We start from the raw sequence: 23,821 nt of genomic DNA, 5'->3' as shown, positions 1-23,821 counted from the left end.
ACGGACTCCGGGGCGACTGCCGTAGCTTACGAGGACTGCGCGGCGCGCTTGTAGCCGACGATCGCCGGGTAGGCGAAGACCGCGATCATTCCGATCGTCCAGGCCAGCGTCTTCAGCAGCGGCTCGGCGACCGGCCCGCCGTAGGACAGGCCGATCATCGCGTTGATCGCGCAGCTCATCGGCTGGTTCTCCACGATGGTCTGCAGCCAGGTCGGATAGGCGAAGATCGGGACGAAGCCGGTGTTGAAGAACATCAGCAGCGTGTTGACGATGCTGATCAAGCTGATCAGCATGACGCCCTCGGTGACGGTGGCCAGCGCGGTCACCATCACCGCGAAGCCGAGGCCGAACAGCACCGGCACGCTGACCAGCGCGATATTGGTGAGCGGGTCCTCCATGAACAGGAACCCCAGCGGCACCGCGACCAGCAGCACGATCACGGTGGTGATCAGGATGCGCACCGCCTCGGCCAGCAGGCGGCCGGTCAGCAACGAGGCCTTGTTCAGCGGCATCGTGTAGAACCGGCTGAGCAGCCCGGCCGCTTTTTCCCGCTTGAAGCCGAGGGCACTGACCACCGCGCCCGTCATGGCCGCCACCAGGGTGAGCAGCGCGGCCTGTCCGTAGATCGCGGGCATGCCGCCGTAGGCGGTGATGTAGTCGCCGAGCACGATGCGGAACATCAGCAGCGTCACCGCCGGGTAGACGATGGTCTGGATCGTCGTCGCCGGATCGCGCAGCCACACCATCAGCAACCGCTTGCACTGGAGCACGCTGTGCGTCGCCCACATCGACACCGAGCCTTCCGGCTTGGCGTGCACCACCGGCAACAACGCCGCGGTCTCGTCGACCGGCAGCGTGTGCTGGTCGGGCGTTGTCGTCGTCATGATCGCCTCACACTCGCCCACACAGCCAGTGGGAGGAAGAAAATGGTCAGACCGGCGAGCCACACCAGCGACACCCAGGTGCCCGCCCAGCTCAGGTGGCCCGCGGCCATGTCGCTGAGGGTCTGGGCGGCCTGCGAGATCGGCTGATTGCGGGCGAAGCCCCGCGCCCAGCTCGGGAACGCCTGCTCGGGAACGAACCCGGTGGACAGCATCCCGAAGATCAGGATCGGCAGGGTGAGCGCCTGGCTCAGCGACTCGGGGTTCTTGGTGAGGCTGCCGAGCGCGTCGGCGCCGAGCGTCAGCACCAGGCCGACCGCCAGCGCGAAACCACAGAAGGCCAGCGCCTGCAGCCAGCCGCCGGAGAACCGGAAGCCGATCAGGTAGCCGTAGCCGATGGTGGCGATCAGCGAGATCACCGAGCGCACCAGACCGGCGCTGATCCGCGAGACCAGCGGCACCAGCGAACCGATCGGCATGGTCTGCAGCCGCGAACTCAGCCCGGTGAGCGCCTCGAACGCCGCGAGCTGGGCGTTGGACATCATCGTCATCGCCATCGTCTGGAGCACGATGATCGGCATGACGTACTGCGCGTAGTCGATGCCCTGGACCTTCATCACGTAGCGCAGCGGCAGATAGAAGGCCACGGTGATCACCAGCGGGAAGAGCACCGCGACGATCAGCTCGCCCTTGGTGACCATGGTCCACACGACGCGGCCGGTCAGCGCGCGCCATTGCGCGAAGCTGCTCGGCCGGGCCTGGGGTAGGTCGTCGAACAGGGTCGTTTGCGCGACCGTGGGAGCGCTCACTAGTGGCCGCCCGAATGACCGGTGATCGACAGGAACACGTCGTCGAGCGAGGGCCTGCGCAGTGCGATGTCGGCCAGGTCGATGCCAGCGCTGTCGAGCCTGCGCAGCGCCTCGGCGAGGGTGGCGGCGCCGTCGGGAGCGGGCACCGACAGCTTGTCCGCGCCGGCGATGTCGGCGGCCACGGCGGCGGGGACCAGGTCGCCGAGCGCCTCGACCGTCGCGGCCAGGCGGCTCGGGTCGAGCGGGACGATCTCGCAGAAGCTGCCGCCGGTCTTGGCCTTGAGCTGATCGGCGGTGCCCTCGGCGATGACCGTGCCCTTGTCGATGACGATGATGTTGTCGCTGAGGACGTCGGCCTCTTCGAGGTACTGCGTGGTCAGCAGGACCGTGATGCCCTGGTTCTTGAGCGCGGTGACCAGGTCCCACACGCCCTGACGGCTGCGCGGGTCCAGGCCGGTGGTCGGCTCGTCGAGGAAGACGACCTCGGGCCGCACGACCAGCCCGCAGGCGATGTCGACGCGGCGGCGCATGCCACCGGAGTAGTTGCGCACGGCGCGCTTGCCCGCGCTGACCAGGTCGAACTCCTCGAGCAGCACTTCCGCGCGCTTGCGGGCGGCCGACTTGGACAGACCCATCAGCCGCCCGAACAGTTCCAGGTTCTCGCGACCGGTCAGGTTCTCGTCGAGCGCGGCGTACTGGCCGGTCATCATGATCGCCCTGCGCACGCCCGCCGCGTCGGTGCGCACGTCGTGCCCGGCGACGATCGCGGTGCCGGAGTCGGGGCGCAGCAGCGTCGACAGGATCTTGACCGTGGTGGTCTTGCCCGCGCCGTTGGGGCCGAGGATGCCCAATACGCTGGCCTTCTCGGCCTGGAAACTGATGCCCTGCAACGCGTGCACATCGCCGAAGGATTTGCGCACATCGGACACCAGCACCGCGGGCTCACCGCCGGGCGACGCGACGCCACCCGCCGGCGAATCCACTGAGATCGAACTCGGCATCAACTCTCCACCATCAGCCGGGTGCGGCGCCCTGACCGGACGAGCGCACACGGAATTTGCTTCTCGGTAGGTGATCCATACCGTTCGGCGCGATGTTACCGGTCCGGCGGTTTTCCGGGTCGCGTCTGCGCGCACCCGGCCGGTTTCCCGCGCGGCTGTGGTCTTGCTCACCAGGGCAGTGGAAGGGCAGTGCGCCGACCTTGTCGGCGCGCTCGGGCGCCCATACGCTGGCGACGGGGAAACACTCGTCTCACCGGCCCGCGCGCGGGCGTGTTCGATCTCGTGAGAGGTGACAATGGGCGACTCAGCACCGGCAGGCGCCGCCGTGCCGACGGGGCGATCCGACGTGCTGACGTCGTTCGACCCGCGCACCGGCGAACAGCTCGCGCAGTATCCCGTGCACGGGCAGGCCGAGGTCACCCGTGCGGTGCGCACCGCGCGCGCCACCCAGAACTGGTGGAGCGAACTGGGATTCGCGGGCCGCAAGCGGCTGTTGCTGGACTGGCGCACGCAGATCGCCAGGCGCACCGGTGAATTGGTGGAGCTGCTGCGCGCCGAGACCGGCAAGCCGGAGGCCGACGCCGCACTCGAGGTGATGCTGGCGGTGGAGAACCTGGACTGGGCCGCCCGCAACGCGGAGCGGACGCTGGGCCGAAAGCGCCTGGCCACCGGCTGGTTCACCCGCAATCAGCACGCCTCGGTCGGGTATCTGCCGCTGGGTGTGGTCGGGGTGCTCGGCGCCTGGAACAACCCGGTCTTCACGCCGATGAGCTCGATCGCCTACGCGATGGCCGCCGGCAACGCGGTCGTGTTCAATCCGCACGAGCTGACCACCGGCGTCGGCACCTGGCTGGCCGAGAGCTGGGCCGCGGTGGCGCCCGATCAAACGGTGCTGCAGGCCGTCACCGGTGACTCACGCACCGCGACCGCGCTGTGCAAGTCCGGCGTGGACAAGATCGCCTACGCCGGGCCGGAGGCGGCCGGGCGTGACGTGATCGCCCGGTGCGCGCAGACGCTGACGCCGGTCGTGGTCGAGCACAGCGGCAAGGGCAGCATGATCGTGCACGTCGACGCCGTCCTCGACGCGGCGGCCGAGGCCGCGGTCTTCGGCGCGATGGCCAACGCCGGGCAGAACGCCTCGGGCATCCAGCGCTGCTATGTCGCCGATTCGGTCTTCGACGACTTCCTGGCCAGGGTGGCCGAGCGCGCGGCGAAGCTGCGCCCCGGCGCCGACAACCGCGCCGCCTACGGCCCGATGATCAACGCGGCCCAGGTCGATGTGGTGCGCAAGCAGGTCCGCGACGCCATCGCGCGCGGCGGGCACGCGGTGCTCGGCGGCCTCGATTCCTTCCGCGATCCGTACGTGGAGCCCATCGTGCTGGCCGAGGTGCCGGAGGAGAGCATCGCGATCACCGGCGAGGGCACCGGCCCGGTGCTGGTGGTGAATCGCGTCGCCGACCTGGCCGACGCGGTGACCAGGGTGAACGCGGCGGGCAACGGCATCGCCGTCACCGTCTTCACGCGCGACATCCCCAGCGCGGAGTTCATCGCCGAGCAGCTCAGGGTCGGCGTGGTGACGGTGAACTCGTCGACCGCCTTCACCGGGATCCCGGCGCTGCCGTTCGGCGGCGTCGGCGAGTACGGGCAGGGCCACAGCCACGGTCAGCAGGGCCTGCGCGAATTCAGCCGGACCATGTCGATCGCCCGCAGGCGCTATCGGGCCCCGGTCCGGCTCTCGACCTTCGACCGGCATCCCCGGCATCTGCACACGGCGCGCGCCCTGTTCCGGCTGCGCCACGGCCGGGCCTAGCCCTGGGCGTCGTCCGGCTCGGCCTTGTCGCCGAGCAGGACCGCGCCGGTGAGCGCGGCCAGCCGGGCGAGCTGTTCGGGCCTGGAGTCGAAGCGCAGCAGCCGGCCGACATCGATGATCTGACCGATCGCGGCGTGCACCCGGAACCTGGCCTCGATCGGGTCGCCGTCGAGCAGGTTGGCCCATTCGAGGACGTTCTGGCGCTGGATGGCGCGCAGCCGGTGCTGTTCGGCCTGCGGGAGGTTGCTGAACTCCGCGTAGTACACCGGCATGATCTCCGGCGTCGCGAAGGTGAGCCGGGCATAGCGGTCGGCGATGCGGCGGGCGGCGTCGGCCCGGCTCTCCGACTCGGCCAGTGCCTCGCCGATCGCCACGGCGAGCCGGTCGCCGGTGCGGTGGAAGGCGGCGGCGAGCAGGTCGGCCTTGCTGTCGAAGTGCCGATAGACGCTGGAGGCGTTGATCCCGACGGCGGCGCCGATCTCCTCGATGCCCGACTCGTGGTAGCCGTTGCGGCCGAAGATCCTGATCGCCTCGGTGAGCAGCTGTTCACGTTTCGATGTCACCGGCAGGCCGCGATTCTGCCGGTCCGGTTCCGCCGCGGCGGGGGCGGGCGGCAGGTCGGCGCGCACGATCGCCCAGGACATGTCGAGCTGGAGGGCGAGGATGCGCGAGTGCGACAGCGTGGTGCGGTGCGCGGCGATACTGGCCAGCGAACTCAGCGCGCCGACCGCCCGCAGGGTGACGTTGTCGGGGCTCTCGCCGGGGTGCAGTTCGGCGATCGGCGCCGCGACCATGGCCTCGAGTTCGCGATAGAACGCGCGGATACGCACGCGGTCCTCGCGCTCGAGATAGCGGCGTTCCCAGCGGTAGAGACCGGCCTCGCGCCGGAAGTCGATGTTCTGCTCGGCGACGGCCGTGAGCAGCGCGTCGAGCCGGGCCTCCGCGGGCAGCGACGGGTCGTCGGCGGCCGCGGCGCAATCGCGCAACCCGCGCGCGCCCTCTTCGGCGGCGGCCACGAGCAGGGCGTACTTGTTGGCGAAGTGGCGGTACAGGGCGGGCCCGGAGATGCCGACCTCGGCGGCGATCTCGTCCACGCCGACCGGGTAGTAGCCACGGGCGCTGAACGCGCGCGCGGCGGCCCGCATGATCTGGATCTTGCGGTCCTTGGGCCTGCGGCGCACGACCCGCGCCGGTGCGGTGGTCGGCTCGCAGGCGCGTTCGGCCTCACTGCGATCGGCGACCATGCACTCACTTTCCGTTCCGCGAACCGGGCTATGCGACGACTGGCTGCGCACCCACCGGGCGGCGCCGGACCAGTCAACCTAAGTTAACCACAATTCGCAAACGTCGAGAGGCAGTCCGGGAAACGAAAACCGCCCCGGCGATACCGGGGCGGCCTTCGTGGAACGCGACGCGCTTACAGGCCGAGGCCGCGGGCCAGCACCGGCCACGACAGCTTCAGCTCATCCTTCCAGTAGCCCCACGAGTGGGTGCCGTTGGGACGGAAGTTGAAGGTCGCCGGGATGCCCAGCTCGTTCAGCCGGTTGGCCAGGTTGTGCGTGCAGAAGTTGGTGCCCGCCTCGATGACGCCGCCGATGACGATCTGGTTGGCCAGGCCGTAGGCGCCGGGCAGGGCGTACGGGCCGTCGAGGGTGTCGTACGGGCCGGGCAGGCCGTTGCCGGTGGAGATGTAGAGATCCAGCCCGCGCAGTCCCTCGGCGTGGACGTACGGGTCGTTCGCGACCCACTCCGCCGAGCCCTGCGGGCCCCACATGTTCATGGTGTCGCCGCCACCCCAGGTCTCGACCGTGAGCTTGACGAACTCCGAGCCGACCGGGTCGGAGGTCTGCGCGCACCCGGAGTAGGCCGCGGCCGCCTTGTACAGGCCGGGCTTGGCGATCGGCAGCGCGAGCACGGTGGTGCCCGAGGTGGACAGACCCGCGATGGCGTTCACGCCGTTGGTGCCCAGCGCGCCGTCGACCAGCGGGGGCAGCTCCTCGGTGAAGAACGTCTTCCACTTGTTGCGGCCGACGACCGGGTCGTCGGCGATCCAGTCGGTGTAGTAGCTCCAGGCGCCACCGATCGGCTGGATGACGTTGACGTTCTTGTCGCTGAGGAACTCCAGCGCGTCGGTCTTGGCGACCCAGGACGCGGAGTCCTCGCCACCACCGGCACCGTTGAGCAGGTACAGGGTGGGGCGCGGCACGGAGGCGTCGGCGGGGCGCTGGACGTCGACGATGATGTTGGAGTCCATCGCCGCGGAGTACACGTGCAGCCGCAGGCTGCGCGAGTCCTTCACCTCGGCCTTGACGATCTTGGAGCCGTCCTCGGAAACGGGGTTGGCGAGCAGGCTCTTGGAATCGATGATCGGATCAGCCGAGGCCGGGCTCGCGCCGATGCCGGACAGCAGTCCGGCGGCCACTGCGGTCGCCGCGATCATCGCCGCGGCGCGGGAGCCACGACGCCGGGAGTGCCGACGAATCAATTTCGCACCTTCGCTTCGTTTCGAATGGGTTGCACCACGCCAGAACCCTACGGGTTACCCAGGCGATACAACAGTAGGAATCGTTACAACAGCGCGGTCACATCATGCCTCACCAGCATCACCGATGTCATCGTGCCCCGGACTCCCGGTCGCCGACATCCAGCAACTCCGCCAGGCGCGGGCCGATCTCGGCCAGCGCCTCCGGTGAGGTCATCTGATCATGCACCACCGCGACCGGCCGATCGCGGACCTCGCCCTCGACATACGGCGCCCAATTCCGTGCTGCCGTCTCGTGTCCGAGCGCGCTGAAGTACTCCAGCCTGCCCCGGTACCTCGCGGGCTGGTGCTCGGCGATCAGCTCGGCCGAGCGCACCGCGCTGCGATAGATCCGGCGCAACCGCTCGGGGGTGAGCACGGCCATGTTGGCCGGGACGATCGCGTGCAGCGCGGCCAGCGCGTCCTCGCTGAGTTCGCGCACCCCGGAGGCGGGCAGCGCCGCGCCGAGGTCGACGCCGAGTTCGGCGAGCGCGTCCCGGACCGCGGTGTGGAAATCGGGCACATCGATGTCGGGATGCGAGTCGAGCATCGCCAGCAGCGCCACCCGCTCCCCCTGCGCCTGTAGTTCGGTGGCGACCGCGTGCGCCAGCACACCGCCCAGCGACCAGCCCATCAGCCGGTACGGGCCGTGCGGCTGGGCGGCCTTGATCTCGGCGACGTAGCGGCGGGCCATCTCGGTGAGCGTGCCGGGCAGGTAGCCCGCCTCGCTCAGCGCGGGCGACTGCAGGCCGAAGATCGGCCGCCGCGCCGGGATGTACTGGGCGAGCCCGGCATAGCACCAGGACAGGCCGTACATCGGATGGACGCAGAACAGCGGTCCGCCCGCCTCGGTGCCGTGCGGCACCCGGTTGCGGATGGGCAGCAGCACGCCGAGCGCGTCGTCGGAGTCGACGTCGTAGTCGCCCGCGTCGGACTGGGTGGCGTCGATGCGGGCGGCGAGCGCGGCGACCGTGGCGTCGGTGAAGAACCACTGCACCCGCACCTCGGCGCCGACCCTGGTCCGCAGCCTGCTGATCGCCTTGGTGGCGACCAGCGAGTTGCCGCCGAGCTCGAAGAAGTCGTCGTCGAGGCCGACCTTGCCCGCGCCGAGCACCTCCGCGTACACCTCGGCGACCGCGCGCTGCAGCGGGGTCGTCGGCGGACGGTAGGGCCGGGTGGTGACCGCGGGCACCGGCAGCGCCTTGCGGTCGAGCTTGCCGCTGGCGTTGAGCGGCAACGACTTCAGGGTCACCAGGGTCGACGGGACCATGTACGACGGCAGCGCGGCCCTGGCGTGCGCCAGCAGCGCCGCCTCGTCCAGCCCGTCCGCGCTCGCGCCGCTCTCGATCGAGTAGCCGGCCGCCGGCGGCGCGGTCTCGGTCTCGGCGGGTTCGGCCGCGTCGACCGGGACGACGTAACCGACCAGCCGATCCCCGGTCGGGCCGTGTACGAGCGCCACGGCGGCGTGCCTGACCTCGGGGTGATCCAGCAGCACGGCCTCGACCTCGCCGAGCTCGATCCGCTGACCGCGCAGCTTCACCTGGAAGTCGCTGCGCCCCAGGTATTCCAGCTCGCGTTCCTCGGTCCAGCGGACCACGTCGCCGGTGCGGTAGAGCCTGCCGCCGCCGGCCTCGGCGACGAATCGTTCGGCGGTCAGCGCCGCGGCACCGAGGTAGCCGCGGGCCAGCTGCACGCCTTCCAGATACAGCTCGCCCGCGGTGCCGGGCGGCACCGGCCGCAGCTGCCGGTCCAGCACATGCACGCGCGTGTTGGCGACCGGGGTGCCGATCGGAATGCTCACGGCGGCACCCACTTCGGCTCGCGCCGCGGTGACGACAGTCGCCTCGGCCGGGCCGTACCAGTTGATCAGGTCGACGCCGGGCAGCGCCCGCGCGAAGCGCCGCGCGGTCGAGGCCGACAGCGCCTCACCGGCGGCGAACACCCGGCGCAGCGCCGGGAAGCCGCCGTCGGCGCGGTCGGCGAGGAACGCGTCGAGCATCGACGGCACGAAGTGCACCGTGGTGACGGCGCGTTCGGCCAGCACCTCGGCCAGGTAGGCCGGGTCGCGGTGCCCGTCGGGCGCCGCGATCACCACGGTCGCGCCGGTCTGCAACGGCCACAACAGTTCCCAGGTGGAGATGTCGAAGGTGACCGGCGTCTTGTGCAGGACCACGTCACCCGGGCCGTGCGGGTAGGCGCGCTGCGCCCAGCGGAACTGGGCGACCAGCTGCCGGTGAGTGAGCATGACCCCCTTGGGCGTGCCGGTGGAGCCGGAGGTGTGGATGACGTAGGCCAGGTTGTCCGCCTGGACCGCCGCGCGCGCCACCGGCGCCGCGCCGGGCTCGAGCGTGTCGACGGTGACGACGGAAACCTCGGCGGCGGTGGTGAATCCGGTGCCCGTGGTGGTGAGCACGCAGACGGGCGCGGCCGCGGCCAGCACCCGGTCGGTGCGCTCGGCCGGATGGTCCGGATCGACGGGCACGTAGGCGGCGCCGGTGCGCAGCACCGCGTAGATCGCGGTCACCAGGTCGACGCTGCGCCGCATGGCGACGGCGACCAGCGCGTCGGGACCGGCGCCCCGTGCGCCGAGCGCCGCGGCGAGCGCGCGGGCCTTCGCGTCGAATTCGCCGTAGGTGAGTGAGGTCTCGCCGTCGACGAGGGCGATGGCGTCGGGTGTCTCGGCCACCTGCGCGTCGAACAGCGCCAGCAGTGTCGCGTCGTCGAGCAGTTCCGGCGCGTCGGTGGCATTGGCCGCCGACAGCACGGCCCGCTCCTCGGCCAGCAGCACATCGATCTCGGCGAGCCTGCTCTCCGGCGCGGCGGTGAACCGGGCCAGCAGCATCGAGAGTCGTTGCGCCAGTGCGGTCGCGGTGGCCTCGCCGAAGACGTCGCGCAGGTACTTGACCGACACCCGCAGTTGGCCGTCGGCGACGACCTGCACGGTCAGCGGGTAGTGGGTGCCGTTGGCGGCGTCCATCCCGGTGACCGCGGCGGAGCCGGACGCGGCCTGCGCCAGACCCTCCCGGTCGACCGGGAACGACTCGAACACCACCAGCGTGTCGAACAGCGCGTCGATGCCCGCGATCTCTTGGATCTCGCCGAGACCCAGGTAGTGGTGCTCGAGCAGGGCCGCCTGGTCGTCCTGCAGCCTGCGCAGCAGTTCGGCGACGGTGTCGCCGGGGTGCAGCCGCACCCGGACCGGGATGGCGTTGAGGAACAGGCCGACCATGCGTTCCACGCCGTCGAGGGTGGCGGGCCTGCCGGAGACGGTGGCGCCGAACACCACGTCGTCGCGGTCGACCAGGCGCGCGATGAGCAGGCCCCACGCGGCCTGGACCACGGTGTTCACCGTGACGCCGAGCCCCGCCGCGAGCGTGCTCAGCGCGGCGGTGTCGGCGGTGGACAGCTCGAAGCCGGTTTCGCCGGTCCCGGTGGCGATCTCGCGGCCCTGGTCGACCGGTGCCAGCGGCGTCGGCTCGGCCAGGCCGGTGAGCGCGCCGCGCCAGGCCTGGCGCGCGGCGTCGAGGTCCTGTTCGGCCAGCCAGGCCAGGTAGTCCCGGTAGGGCGCGATCTTCGGCAGGCGGCGCGAGCGGCCGCCGACCGCGTAGGCGGTGAGCAGTTCCTGCAGCAGCAGCGGGGTCGACCAGCCGTCGATCAGGATGTGGTGGCTGGTGACCAGCAGGTGCGCGGTCTCGGGCGTGCGCACCAGGGTGAAGCGCAGCAGCGGCGCGGCCGCCATGTCGAAGTGCGTGGTCAGGTCGGCCGTTTTGATCCGCTGGTAGGTGGCGGCGTCGGCGTCGATGACCTGCCACGGCACGTCGATGTCGTCGAGCACCACCTGCAGCGGGGTGCCCGCCGCGTCGGCGGCGAAGGCGACGCGCAGGTTGTCGTGCCGGTCGAGCACGGCCTGCGCGGCCTGGTGCAGCCGCTCGTCGTCCACGGCCGGATCGAGGTCGAGCGCGAACTGGGTGATGTAGGGGTCGACCGAGTTCTCCGCGAGCAGCGCGTGGAACAGCATGCCCGACTGCAGCGGGGTCACCGGCCAGACATCGCTGAGCAGCGGGTAGCGCCGCACCAGCCGGCTCAGTTCGGTCTGGCCGAGGCGCACCAGCGGGAAGTCCGACGGGGTGAATCCGCCCGCGCCGGGCCGCAATCCGTGTTCGGCGAGGCCGCCCAGGGCGCGGATCCAGTGTTCGGCGAAGGTCTTGACCGCGTCGGCGGTGAGCGCCGCGGTGGCGTAGTCGAAGCGGGCGACCATGCCGTCGTCGGTGGCGTCGACGGTGAGCACGAGCGCCAGATCGTCGGCGGCGACGTCGGTGTGCACCTTGGCCGGGCGCAGGTCGCGGAAGCGCACCGCGAACCGGCCCCGATCCAGCGAGCGCACGCTGTCGGCGGCCTCGGCGTCGAGATAGCGCAGCAGGCCGAAACCGGCGCCGTGCGCGGGCACCGTCCGGCGCAGTTCCTTGATCTGGGCCAGCGCGGTCCCGGCGGCGGGCCCGCCGACCAGCGCGTCGGCGATGTCGACGCCCTCCAGGCGCAACACCAGCGGGTAATCGGTGGTGAAACCGCCGACCACGCTCTCGGCGTCGGGCCTGCCCAGCACGCGCTGGTCGGCGCGCAGCCGGACCACGGTGCCGATGACCCGCGCGACGGCGGTGTCGGCGGCGGTGTGCAGAGCCAGCGCGGCGGCGGTGAGCAGGACCTCGTCCACGGTGGCGCGGTAGGCGTCGGCGACGGTGGTGACCGCGGCGGTGCCCTCGCCGGTGATGCTCAGCGAGACCCGGTTGCGCTGCCGCAGATCGGCGGATTCGCCTGCCCTGGACCGGATCGCGCGGTGCCAGTACTCGCGCTCGGCGCGGGCCCGGCCCGAGGACGGGTATTCGGCGAGCCTGCGCACCAGGTCGCCGAGTCCGGCGTCGGGTGCGGCGGGCGCCGCGTGGCGGCCCCGGCTCCACGCCGTGGTCAGCTGGTCGACGATCGAGCGCCAGGACGGCTCGTCCAGGACCAGGCTGTTGGCGACCACGACCAGCGTGGAGCTGTGCTCCCCGTCGCCGGTGAGCACGAAGTGGATATTGCGGCCCTCGTCCGGGTCGAGCGCGGCGGCGGCCGCGGCGACGATGTCGTCGACCGGCAGCGAGGATTCACCGTCGGTGGCGTCGAGCCTGCGGAAGGCGTCGCCGGTGCGCTCCTCCTGCGACGGGATCACCAGCGCCGGGGCCCTGCCGCTGCGGTCGAGCACCGCCCACAGCATCGGGTGCTGGTTCATCACGGCGTGCACGACCTCGGCGACGGCGTCGTCGGAACAGTCGACGGGCACGTCGAGCAGCACGGCCCTGGGTTCGACGGCGTTGTCCCCGGTCTCCATCAGCTGGGCCGCGGTGGCGGTCAGCGGCAGGGCGGCGGGCCGCGAGCCCGCGTCGAGGGTGATCTCGGCGCGCCCGGCGAGCGCGCCGACGGTCCGCGCGTCGAAGAGGTCGCGCGGCCGCAGCCCCACCCCGGCCGCGGCGGCCCGCGAGACCACCTGGATGGCGGTGATGCTGTCGCCGCCGAGGGCGAAGAAGTCGTCGTCGAGGCCGACCCGGTCGTGGCCGAGGACCTCGCCGATCACCCGAGCGAGCGCGCGTTCGGCCGCGGTGCGCGGCGGACGGTGCTCGCGGCGCACGGTGACCGGATCGGGCAGCGCGCGCCGGTCCAGCTTGCCGACCGGCGTGAGCGGCAGCTCGTCGAGGACGACGATCGCCGCGGGCACCATGTAGTCGGGCAGCACGCGGCCTGCCAGCGCGGTGAGTTCGGCCGGGTCGAGCCGCTCCCCCGGTTCGGCCAGCACGTAGGACACCAGCATGGTGGCGCCGGTGCCGTTGTCGCGGCCCAGCGTGGTGACCCAGGAGACGCCGGGCGCGGCGGCCAGCACCGCGTCGATCTCGCCGAGTTCGATCCGCAGGCCGCGGATCTTCACCTGGAAGTCGTTGCGGCCCACGAACTCCAGCACGTCGCCCCGGCGGCGCACGAGGTCGCCGGTGCGGTAGAGCCGGGTGCCCAGCGCCCCGTACGGATCGGCGACGAAGCGCGCCGCGGTCAGGCTCGCGCGGCGGTGGTAGCCGCGGGCGAGCTGGATGCCGCCCAGGTACAGCTCACCGGTGACACCCTCGGGCACCGGACGCAGCCGCCCGTCGAGGACCAGCGCCGTGGTGCCCCGGATCGGACCGCCCATGTGCGCGTCGGCGCCGGGGGTCAGCGGATCGCTGATGGCGGCCATGATGGTGGTCTCGGTGGGACCGTAGCCGTTGTGGAACTTGCGCTGTGCCAGCGTGTTCCAGCGCGCGACCAGGTCGGCGGGCACGTGCTCGCCGCCGACGACCAGATGCCGCAGCCCCGGCACGCCCGCCGGGTCGAGGGTGGCCAGGACGGTGGGCGTGAGGAAAGTGTGGGTCACGCCTTCGGTGCGGATCAGCTCGGCGAGTTCGGTACCGCCGACGGACCCGGCGGGCGCCACCACCAGCGTGCCCGCGCCACCGAGGGCGAGCAGCAGCTCCAGCATCGAGGCGTCGAACGACGGCGAGGCGAAAGCCAGTGCCCGCGAACCGGAATCGAGCCGGTAGCGCTGCTTCTGCTCCGCGCAGAAGTTGGCCAGGCCGGCGTGGGTGACGACGACGCCCTTGGGCAGACCCGTCGACCCCGAGGTGTAGATCATGTACGCGCCGTTGGCGGTGCTCGGCTGGGCCCGCAGTTCGATCTCGCGCAGCGCCACCGAGGCGTAACCGGCGACCTCGGCGGTGAATTCGCGATCGTCGAGGGCGACCCAGCCCGCGTCGCCGGGCAGGGTGGGCAGCCCGGTCAGCTCGGCGGCGAGGGTGACGCCGAAGACCGCGCCGGAGTCGGCGGCCATGTGGGTGATCCGCTCGGCCGGGTAGCCGGGGTCGATCGGCACGATCATCGCGCCGGTGCGGGCGATGGCCCACACCGCGAGCACCGATTCGACCGACCGCCGGATCGCCACGGCCACCGCGACTTCCGGTCCGGCGCCACGGGCGATGAGACCCCTGGCCAGCTGGTTGGCCGCCGCGTCGAGGTCGGCGTAGGTGAAGCCGCGCCCGTCACCGCGCACGGCCACCCCCGTCGGGTTGGCCAGCACGGCGGCGTCCATCAGCTGCGCCAGCGTGCGCTCCGGCTCGGCGGGCGGACCGGTGAAGGTGGTCTGCGCGGTGAACTCGGCGTCGTCGAGCAGCTCGACAGCACCGACGGCGATCTCGGGATCGGCGACGAGCTCGCCGAGCAGCCGGGCGAACCTGGCACCGAAGGCCACGATGGTGGCTTCGTCGAACAGATCTGTCGCGTAGGTGAATTCGGCGTGCATGCCGCCGTGGTCGGGCAGCTCGCGGACGGTGAGCAGCAGGTCGAACTTGGCCTCGGCGGTGCGCGCGTCGAGCGCGCCCACCGTGATGCCGGGCAGTTCGAACGCGACCGGGGCGAGGTTCTCGAACGACAGCGCCACCTGGAACAGCGGGTGCCTGCCCGCCGACCGGACCGGCTGCACCGCCTCGACGACCCGCTCGAACGGGATATCGGCGTGCGCGAAGGCCCGCAGGTCGGTGTCGCGGGTCTGCCGCAGCAGCGCCGTGAACGGCTCGGCGTCCGACACGTGGCTGCGCAGCACCAGGGTGTTGACGAACATGCCGACGAGGTCGTCGAGTTCGCGGGCGCCACGACCGGCGATCGGGGTGCCGATGGCGACGTCGTCGGTGCCGCCGGTCCGGGCGAGCAGTACCGCGAGGGCGGCCTGCACCACCATGAACACGGTGACGCCCTGTGCGCGCGCGAGCCCGGCCAGACCCGCGTGCAGCGCCGCGTCGATCTCGACGGTGCCGATGGCGCCGGCGAAGGACTGCACCGGCGGCCGCGGCCGGTCGGCGGGCAGCGCGATCTCCTCGGGAAGCCCGGCGAGTTCTTCGGTCCAGTAGCTCAGCTGCGCGGCGGCGGTGGACGCGGAATCGGCCTCGTCGCCGAGCGATTCCCGCTGCCACACCGCGTAATCCGCGTATTGCAGCGGCAGCGGCGACCACGCGGGCGCGGCGCCTTCGGTGCGGGCGGTGTAGGCCAGCACCAGGTCACGGGTGAGCGGGCCCATCGAGAAGCCGTCGGCGGCGATGTGGTGGGCAACGAACACCAGGACGTGGTCGTCGGCGCCCAGCCGCAGTAGTCGCAGCCGCACCGGCGGCGCGGCGGTGACGTCGAAGCCCTCGGCCACGGTCCGGCGCACCTCGTCGACCAGGTCGTCGGCGGTGACCAGCATCGGCGTCAGGTCGACCCGCACCGCGCCGGGCGCGAGCACCTCCTGGACCGGACCGTCGCCGTGCTCGGGATAACGGGTGCGCAGCACCTCGTGCCGGGCGAACAGGTCACCGACGGCGACGGCCAGCGCCGCGAGGTCGAGCGTGCCGGTGAGCCGGATGGCGGCCGGGATGTTGTAGACGGTGGCCTCGGGGTCGAGCCGGTTGAGCAGCCACATCCGCTGCTGGGCCAGCGACAGCGGCAGCCGGTCCGGGCGCGGTCCGGCCACCAGCGGCAGCGCGGCGAGCTCGGCGGACCGGTGTACGCGCAGGGCGAGATCGGTGACGGTCGGCGCCTCGAACAGCAGGCGGACCCCGACCGCGCGGTCCAGCGCCGCGCTGATCCGGGCGGCGGCCCTGGTGGCGAGCAGCGAGTTGCCGCCGAGGGCGAAGAAGTCGTCGTCGGCGCCGACCGCGTCGACCCCGAGGATCTCGGCGTAGACCTCGGCGACCAGCTGTTCGGTCGGCGTCGCGGGCGCGCGGAAGGCCGCGGCCTCGAACACCGGGGCGGGCAGCGCGGCCCGGTCCAGCTTGCCGTTGACGGTGCGCGGCAGTGTGTCGAGCACGACGAACGCCTCGGGCACCAGGTACGCGGGCAGCTTGTCGCGCAGCGCCGACTTCAGCTGTGCCACCTCGACTTCCCCGCCGACAACATAGGCGACCAGCCGGTCCCCGAAGTGCGCGTCGGTGCGCGCGAGCACGGCGGCCTGGGCGATCCCGGGCAGCCCGAGCAGCACGGCCTCGACTTCGCCCGGCTCGACCCGGAAGCCGCGGATCTTCACCTGGAAGTCCGTGCGGCCCAGGTAGTTCAGCGAGCCGGTCCGGTCACGGGCGACGAGGTCGCCGGTGCGGTACATCCGCGCACCGGGCTCGAACGGGTCGGCCACGAAGCGTTCGGCGCTCAGCGCCGCCTTGCGCAGATAGCCGCGCGCCAGCTGGGCGCCCGCGAGGTAGAGCTCACCCCGCACGCCCGGCGCGACGGGGCGCAGGCGCTCGTCGAGGACGTACACCCGGGAGTTCCATTCGGGGGTGCCGATCGGCACGCTCAGCACGTCGGCCGAGGTCACCCGGTGGTCGGTGATCGACACGGCCGCCTCGGTGGGGCCGTACAGGTTGTCGATCCTGGTGTCCGGCAGCGCGGTCAGCAGGCGCTGGGCCAGCGCGGCGGGCAGCGCCTCGCCGATGGCGAGGATGCGGGTGAGCGGCTGCGGCCGCGCCTCCCAGTAGCCGGCCAGCGCGTCCAGCAGCGACGGCACCGCCGTGAGTGTGGTGACCCCGGCGTCGGTGATGAGCCGGTCCAGGTAGGCGGGATCGCGGTGCCCGTCGGGCGCGGCGATCACCAGCTTGCCGCCGCAGACCGCGGCGGACCAGAACTCCCACACCGACAGGTCGAAGGTGGCCGGGGTCTTCAGCAGGAACACGTCGTCGGCACCGGTGCCGAATTCACCACGCAGCCACTGCAACTGGTTGACCACGGCGGCGTGCGGCACGGCCACGCCCTTGGGGCGGCCGGTGGAACCGGAGGTGAAGATGACGTAGGCCGTGTTCTCCGGCCGCAACGGCGCGCGCCGGTCGGCGTCGGTGATCGGCGCCGGGTCGGCCGAGGCGATCACCGGATGGTCGACCCGCACGACCGGCGCCGCGTCGGTCCGGAAACCGTTGCTGAGCACGCAGATCGGGGCCGCGGTGCCGAGGATGTAATCGGTGCGATCGGCGGGCTGGTCCGGATCGATCGGCACGTAGGCGCCGCCCGCGCGGGTCACCGCGAACATGGCGACGACGAGATCGATCGAGCGCGGCAGCGCGAGCGCCACCAGCGACTCGGGTCCGACGCCCAGCGAGATCAGATGCCGGGCAAGGCGATTGACCCGTGCCTCGAACTCGGCGTAGGTGAGTTCGAGCCTGCCCTCGGGCAGATCGGCCACCAGCGCGACGGTTTCGGGGCGCGCCAGCGCGGGCAGGTCGGCCAGCGTGCCACCCGGGATCGCGAGATCGGCGGCGCCCGCGGTGATCTCGGTCGCGCGCTCGGCCGACGTGCGCAGGTCGGCATCGCCGACGACGACGCCCGGCTCGCGCACCACCGCGTCGAGCAGCAGACCGAGCCGGTCGGCGAAGGCCAGCACGGTCTCCGCGTCGAACAGGTCGGTGGCGTAGGTGAAGAAGCCCTCGATGCCGGTCGGCGTGCCGTCGGCGGCGTAGCCGTCACCGACGATCAGGTGCAGATCGAACTGGGACACGGCCAGTTCCGCCGACACGGGGGCGATCCGCAGACCGGGCAGTTCCAGCGCGGCGCGGTCGACGTTCTGGAACGACAGGCCCACCTGGAACAGCGGATGCCGCGCGGTCGAGCGCGGCGGGTCGAGCACCTCGACGAGCCGCTCGAACGGGATGTCGGCGGCAGCGAAGGCGGCCAGGTCGCGGGTGCGCTGCGCGGCGAGCAGGTCGGTGAACGACGCGCCGCCGTCGTAGTGGGTGCGCAGCACGACGGTGTTGACGAACATGCCGATCAGGTCGTCGAGCTCGCGCTCGCCCCGACCGGCGAACGGGGTGCCGACCGCGACGTCGGCGGTGCTCGCCGTGCGGGCCAGCAGCACCGCGAAGGCGGTGTGCAGCACCATGAACACGGTGGCGCCGCTGTCCTTGGCGAGCTGCGCGAGCCCGGCGTGGGTCTCGGCGTCGATGCGCACCGGCACCCGGCTGCCCGCCAGCGAGGCGACGGCGGGACGCGGGCGGTCGGCGGGCAGTTCGAGCAGGTCCGGCAGGCCGGACAGCTCGTCGCGCCAGAACGAGATCTGCGCGGCGGCGGCGGATTCCGCGTCGGTCTCGTCACCGAGGCGATCCAGCTGCCACAGCGCGTAGTCGGCGTACTGCACCGGCAGCGCGGGCCACCCGGGGGCGTGCCCGGCCGTCCGGGCCAGATAGGCGGTGGTCACGTCACGCACCAGCGGCGCCATCGAGGACGCGTCGGCGGCGATGTGGTGCACGACCACCGCGAGCACGTACTCGGTGGGCGCGTCGGGGCCGTCGCCGGTGATGTCGAGCAGCCGGACCCGCAGCGGGACCTCGGCCGTCACGTCGAAGGCGGTCGCGGCGAGCGCGCCGACCTGCTCGATCAGCGTGGCCGGATCGACGCGGCGCACGGTGACATCGAGGTCGACCTGCTCGACCGGCAGTACCCGCTGGATCGGGCCGTCGCCGGTGTCGGGGTAGACGGTGCGCAGCACTTCGTGCCTGGCCAGCACATCGCGCAGCGCGGTGCCGAGCGCGGCCACGTCCAGGCTGCCGGTCAGGCGCAGCGCGAACGGCAGGTTGTAGGCGGCGGCGCCGTCACCGGCGGCCGCGCCCTGGTCGAACCGGTTGAGGAACCACATGCGCCGCTGCGCGGGCGAGAGCGGCAGGTCGGCGGGCCGGGTGAGGGTGCCGAGGCCACTGGTCGCCGCGGTGTCGCCGCCGGTCCCCAGGGTCGCGGCGAGACCGGCGACGGTCGGGGTCTCGAACAGGGCGCGCACGGCGACCCGATCCCCGGTGGCCGCGCCGAGACGGGCGACGAGCCGGGTCGCGACGAGGGAGTTGCCGCCGAGGGCGAAGAAGTCGTCGTCGGCGCCGATATCGGTGCGGCCGAGCACTTCCCCGAACAGCCCGGCGACGAGCTTCTCCTGCTCGGTGCCCGGCGCCCGGAAGGCGCGGGCCGAGAAGTGCGGCGCGGGCAGGGCTTTGCGGTCGAGCTTGCCGCTGGCGTTGAGCGGCAGCGCGTCGAGCACGGTCACCGACGCGGGAACCATGTACGCGGGCAAGGTCTTCGACGCGACGGTCCGCAGCCGGTCCGGATCGGCGGCGCGGCCGGGCGCGGGCACGACATAGGCGACGAGCTGATCACCGAGTTCGGTGGGCGCGACCAGCGCCACCGCCTGGCTGACGGATTCGTGCGCGAGCAGCGCGGTCTCGATCTCGCCGAGCTCGATGCGCTGGCCGCGGAACTTCACCTGGAAGTCGATGCGGCCCAGGTAGTCCAGCCGATGCGGCGCGGTCGCGGTGGGACGGCGCCACACCACCAGGTCACCGGTGCGATACATGCGCTTGCCCGCGTCGAACGGGTCGGCGACGAAGCGGTCGGCGGTCAGGCCGGGCCGGGCGACGTAGCCGCGCGCGAGCTGATCGCCCGCGAGATAGAGCTCACCCGCGATCCCGGGCGGCACCGGTCGCAGTTGCGAATCCAGCACGTAGACCCGGGTGTTCCACTGCGGCAGGCCGATCGGCACGGTCCGCTCGCCGGCGCGGGCGGGCCAGTAGGTCACCGAGACCGCGGCCTCGGTGGGACCGTAGAGGTTGTGCAGCCGGGCCGAGCTGATCTCCGCCATGGCGTCGACCGTCTCCGGCGGCAGCGCCTCACCGATGACGAATACCTCGCGCAGCGACGGCATCGCGCCGGCGGACCCGGCCTGGGCGGCGAAGACGGTGAGCATCGACGGGACGAAGTCGGTCACCGTGACGTTGTGCCGGGCGATCAGATCGATCAGATAGGCCGGGTCGCGGTGCCCGTCCGGGGTGGCGAGCACCAGCGTCGCGCCGACCCGCAGCGGCATGAAGTAGCCCCACAGCGACACGTCGAAGGTCGTCGCGGTCTTCTGCAGGTAGACATCGCCCAGGGCCAGTGGGTATTTCGCGAGCATCCACACCAGCTGGTTGTGGATGGCCGCGTGCGAGATCGCCACGCCCTTGGGCTTTCCGGTGGAACCGGAGGTGAAGATGACGTAGGCCGGGTGGTCGGCGCGCAGCGGCGCGCGCAGTTCGGCCGGGCGCACCGGATCGACCGGTACGCCCCGCGTATCGAGCTCGTCTAGCCGGAGCAGTTCGGTGCCGTCGGGTACCGGCAGCGCCTCGGTACTCAGCACGGCGGCCGGGCGCGCGGTGTCGAGGATGTAGGCGATGCGCTCGGCCGGATGGTCCGGGTCCAGCGGCACATAGGCGCCACCGGCGGTGAGTACCGCGTACATGGCGACGACGAGGTCCGGCGAACGCCGGATCGCCAGGCCGACCAGGCCTTCCGGGCCGACCCCGGCCTGGATCAGCAGCCGGGCCAGCGCGTTGACCCGCTCGTCGAACTGCCGGTAGGTCAGGTCGGTGCCCTCGTAGACGAGCGCGGTGGCGTCCGGATGCGCCTGCACCGCACGGCGATACGCGTCGAGCATCAGCTCGGGCGCCACCGGGTGGCCGGTCCCGTTCCACGCGGTCAGGGTCAGTTCGCGCTCGGCGGCGGTGAGCAGATCGATCTCGGCGATCGTCAGGTCGGCGTCGGCCGTGACGGCGGCGAGCAGGTGGGTGAAGCGCGCCGCCATGGTCTCGATCGAGTCGGCGTCGAACAGATCGGTGGCGTAGTTGAACGACGCGGCCATCGGCTCGGCCGGGTCGGTGCCCGGCACGACGGTCAGCTGGAGGTCGAAACGGGCCACAGCGCCGCCGAATTCGACCGGCGTCGCGTCGAGGCCGGGCAGCCGCAGGTTCGGCAGATCGAGGTTCTGGAAGAACAGCGCCACCTGGAACAGCGGGTGGTGCGCCTGCGAGCGGACCGGGTCGAGCAGCTCGACCAGGCGCTCGAACGGCAGGTCGGCCTGGGCGAAGGCGGCGATGTCGGCGCGCTTGGTCTCGCGCAACAGCTCGGCGAAGCTCGCGTGCTCGTCGACGCGCGACCGCAGCACCAGGGTGTTGACGAACATGCCGATCAGGTCGTCGAGTTCGCGGGCGCCGCGACCGGCCACCGGGGTGCCGATGGCGATGTCGTCGGTGTGCGCGAGCCTGCTCAGCAGCACTGCGAACGCGGCGTGCACGACCATGAACTCCGAGGCGCCGCTGCGCTGGGCCAGCGCGGCGATCGCGGTGTGCACCTCGGCCGGGATCCGGAAGCCGAATTCGGCGCCACGGCCGGTGAACACCGGCGGGCGCGGGCGATCGGTGGGCAGGTCGAGCCGGTCGGGCAGCCCGGCCAGCGTGTCGCGCCAGAAACCGATCTGGGCGGTGGCGACCGAGTCGGGATCGTCCTCGGCGCCGAGCAGTTCCCGGTGCCACAGCGTGTAGTCGGCGTACTGCACCGGCAGCGGCTGCCAGCTCGGCCGCGAGCGGTTGCGCCGGGCCAGGTAGGCGCCGAGCAGGTCGCGCAGCAGCGGCGCGACCGAGGCGCCGTCGGCGGTGATGTGGTGCAGCGCCACCGCGAGCACATGGTCGCGCTGGCCGAGCTCGGCCAGCGCCACCCGCAGCGGGACGCCCTCGGCCACGTCGAAGCCGGTGGTGGCGAATTCGCCTAGCCACAGCGGCAATTCGTCCTCGGTGAGCTCGTCGACGAGCACATCGGGCACGGCGTCGGCCATCGGCAGCACCACCTGGTGGCCGACACCGTCGATCGCCGGGTAGTAGGTGCGCAGCGACTCGTGCCGCTGCACCAGGTCGGTCAGCGCGGAGTGCAGGGCACGCGCGTCGAACGGGCCGGACAGCCGCAGCGCGAACGGGATCGTCTCGGCGACCGAGGCCGGGTCGAACTGGTTGAGGAACCACATCCGCTGCTGAGCGGGCGAGAGCGGGATCAGCTCCGGCCGCTCACGGCGCGTCGGGGCGGACTGGCCGCCCGCGCCTTTGAGCGGCTCGAGCAGCTCGGCCAGACCGGCCACCGTCGGCCGTTCGAAGACATGACCGGTGGGCACCCGGGCCGACAGCTCGGCGCCGAGCCGGGCCGCCGCCCTGGTGGCCAGCAGCGAGTTGCCACCGAGCGCGAAGAAGTCGTCGTCGGCGCCGATCGCCCGCTCGGGGGCGAGCAGCTCGGTGAAGATCTGCGCGACCAGCTCCTCCATCGCGCCCGACGGCGCGCGGAATTCCTCGGTACGCAGGGTCGGTGCGGGCAGCGCGGCCCGGTCCAGTTTGCCGACCGGCGTCAGCGGGATGGTGTCGAGCACGGTCAGCGCGGTCGGCACCATGTGCGCGGGCAGTCCGGCCCTGGCGTGGGCGAGCAGCTCGTCGGAGTCGACCCGCGCGCCCGGCGCGGCGTGGACGTAGGCGGCGAGGATGGTGGTGCCGTTGTCGAGCTGGTGCCCCACGGTCACCGCGAAGTCGACGCTGTCGTGTGCGGAGAGCACCGCGTCGATCTCGCCCAGCTCGATCCGGAAGCCGCGGACCTTCACCTGGAAGTCGTTGCGGCCCACGAATTCCACCGCACCGTCGGCGCGCCTGCGCACCAGATCGCCCGTGCGGTACATGCGTCCACCGGCGGGATCGAACGGGTCGGTGACGAAACGGGCCGCCGTCAGCGCCGGTCGCCCGTGATAGCCGCGGGCCAGCTCGTTGCCCGCGATGTAGAGCTCGCCGATCATCCCGTCCGGCACCCGGACCAGGCGTTCGTCGAGCACGTACTCGGTGACCCCGCGCAGCGGCGGGCCGAAGTTCACGGCCGCACCCGGCGCCAGCGCGGCGCTGATGTTGGTCATGATGGTGGTCTCGGTCGGCCCGTAGCCGTTGTGGAAACGCCGTGTGCCCGAGGGTAGTTCGATGGCCCAGCGGCGAACCATGGCGGGCGGGACGTCCTCGCCGCCGCTGGCGATCACGACCAGGTCGTCCAGCCCGGCCGGGTCGAGCGAGGCGAGCGCGGCGGCCGTGATGAACATGTGCGTCACCGACTCGCGGCGCAGCACCTCGGCCAGCTCGGCGCCGCCGAGCATCCCGGCGGGCGCGACCACCATGGTCGCCGCGGCGCCGACCGCCATCAGCAGTTCGAGCACGGCGCCGTCGAAGGAGGGCGAGGCGAAGTGCAGGGTCCGCGAGGTCGGCTCGACGCTGTAGAGCGCGCGCTGTTCGGCGCTGAATCCGGCCAGGCCGGCGTGGGTCACCACGACGCCCTTGGGCAGGCCGGTGGAGCCCGAGGTGTAGGTGATGTAGGCCGGGTGCGTCAGCCGCAGCGGGCGCACCCGGTCGGCGAAGGTCACCGGGTCGCCGGGCTGCTCCTCGGCGGCGCGGCGCACGGCCGGATCGTCGAGGCACAGCCAGTCGACGGTGCCGGGCAACCGGTCCAGCGCGGCGCCGACGGCGAGGCCGAGGACCGCGCCGGAATCGGCGAGCATGTGGGTCACCCGGGCGGGCGGATAGTTCGGGTCGACGGGCAGGAACGCGGCGCCCGCCTTGGTGACCGCCCACATGGCCAGCACGGAATCGGCCGAACGCGGGATGCCGATGGCGACGATGTCCTCCGGGCCGACCCCGCGCGCGATCAGCAGCCGGGCCAGCCGGTTGGCGCGTTCGTCGAGCTCGGCGTAGCTCCAGCGGACGGGAGCGGACACGCCGTCGTCCCAGGACAGCGCGACGCCGCCGGGGTTGGATTCCACGGCGACGGACAGCAGTTGCGGCAGCGACTTCCCCCGCTGCCTGGCACGGGCGCCGGACGCCCTGCTGGCCCGGGTCACGCCCGTTCCCTCCGCTCGACGGAGTCGACTAGCC

Annotated in this window: 7 protein-coding genes; 1 reads left to right on the top strand and 6 read right to left on the bottom strand. The window is 72.2% G+C overall.

All coding sequences use genetic code 11. The features are described 5' to 3' along the window. Window positions 1–26: 26 nt before the first annotated feature. From AB0L91_RS15885 to AB0L91_RS15875, 3 genes are read right to left on the bottom strand one after another with little or no spacing between them, the layout of a single operon-like run. On the bottom strand, window positions 27–884 hold the full coding sequence (locus tag AB0L91_RS15885; protein WP_365010515.1) for an ABC transporter permease: 858 nt from the start codon (window positions 882–884) through the stop codon (window positions 27–29). Next, entirely contained in the window at window positions 881–1,690 is an 810-nt protein-coding gene (locus AB0L91_RS15880; protein ID WP_019045009.1) for an ABC transporter permease, read from the bottom strand. Before AB0L91_RS15880 ends, AB0L91_RS15885 begins: the two co-directional genes overlap by 4 nt. Beyond that, complete coding sequence (locus tag AB0L91_RS15875; RefSeq protein WP_355271213.1) at window positions 1,690–2,691, bottom strand: ATP-binding cassette domain-containing protein; 1,002 nt, start codon at window positions 2,689–2,691, stop codon at window positions 1,690–1,692. Before AB0L91_RS15875 ends, AB0L91_RS15880 begins: the two co-directional genes overlap by 1 nt. Window positions 2,692–2,986: 295 nt before the next feature. Here AB0L91_RS15875 and AB0L91_RS15870 point away from each other — a divergent pair, with 295 nt between their 5' ends. Further along, complete coding sequence (locus AB0L91_RS15870) at window positions 2,987–4,501, top strand: aldehyde dehydrogenase family protein (RefSeq protein ID WP_365010511.1); 1,515 nt, start codon at window positions 2,987–2,989, stop codon at window positions 4,499–4,501. Here AB0L91_RS15870 and AB0L91_RS15865 read toward each other — a convergent pair. The 3 genes from AB0L91_RS15865 to AB0L91_RS15855 form a co-directional block, all read right to left on the bottom strand. Next, window positions 4,498–5,745, bottom strand: coding sequence for a TetR/AcrR family transcriptional regulator (locus AB0L91_RS15865; RefSeq protein WP_365010508.1), 1,248 nt, complete (start codon window positions 5,743–5,745; stop codon window positions 4,498–4,500). The two genes, AB0L91_RS15870 and AB0L91_RS15865, sit on opposite strands and share 4 nt — an antisense overlap. Before the next feature lie 173 nt (window positions 5,746–5,918). Beyond that, entirely contained in the window at window positions 5,919–6,941 is a 1,023-nt protein-coding gene (locus tag AB0L91_RS15860) for an alpha/beta hydrolase family protein (RefSeq protein WP_355271732.1), read from the bottom strand. 172 nt (window positions 6,942–7,113) lie between these two features. Continuing rightward, on the bottom strand, window positions 7,114–23,787 hold the full coding sequence (locus AB0L91_RS15855) for an amino acid adenylation domain-containing protein (RefSeq protein ID WP_365010505.1): 16,674 nt from the start codon (window positions 23,785–23,787) through the stop codon (window positions 7,114–7,116). Between the last annotated feature and the right edge of the window lie 34 nt (window positions 23,788–23,821).

The sequence above is a fragment of the Nocardia sp. NPDC051833 genome (assembly GCF_040681225.1).
Taxonomy (GTDB): domain Bacteria; phylum Actinomycetota; class Actinomycetes; order Mycobacteriales; family Mycobacteriaceae; genus Nocardia.
This window is presented reverse-complemented; position numbering and strand designations above follow the sequence as displayed.

Excerpts from the sequence above, each read along its gene's own strand:
- AB0L91_RS15860 (WP_355271732.1), bottom strand. The coding sequence starts at position 6,941 with ATGATCGCGGCGACCGCAGTGGCCGCCGGACTGCTGTCCGGCATCGGC.
- AB0L91_RS15885 (WP_365010515.1), bottom strand. The coding sequence starts at position 884 with ATGACGACGACAACGCCCGACCAGCACACGCTGCCGGTCGACGAGACC.
- AB0L91_RS15870 (WP_365010511.1), top strand. The coding sequence starts at position 2,987 with ATGGGCGACTCAGCACCGGCAGGCGCCGCCGTGCCGACGGGGCGATCC.
- AB0L91_RS15865 (WP_365010508.1), bottom strand. The coding sequence starts at position 5,745 with ATGGTCGCCGATCGCAGTGAGGCCGAACGCGCCTGCGAGCCGACCACC.
- AB0L91_RS15875 (WP_355271213.1), bottom strand. The coding sequence starts at position 2,691 with ATGCCGAGTTCGATCTCAGTGGATTCGCCGGCGGGTGGCGTCGCGTCG.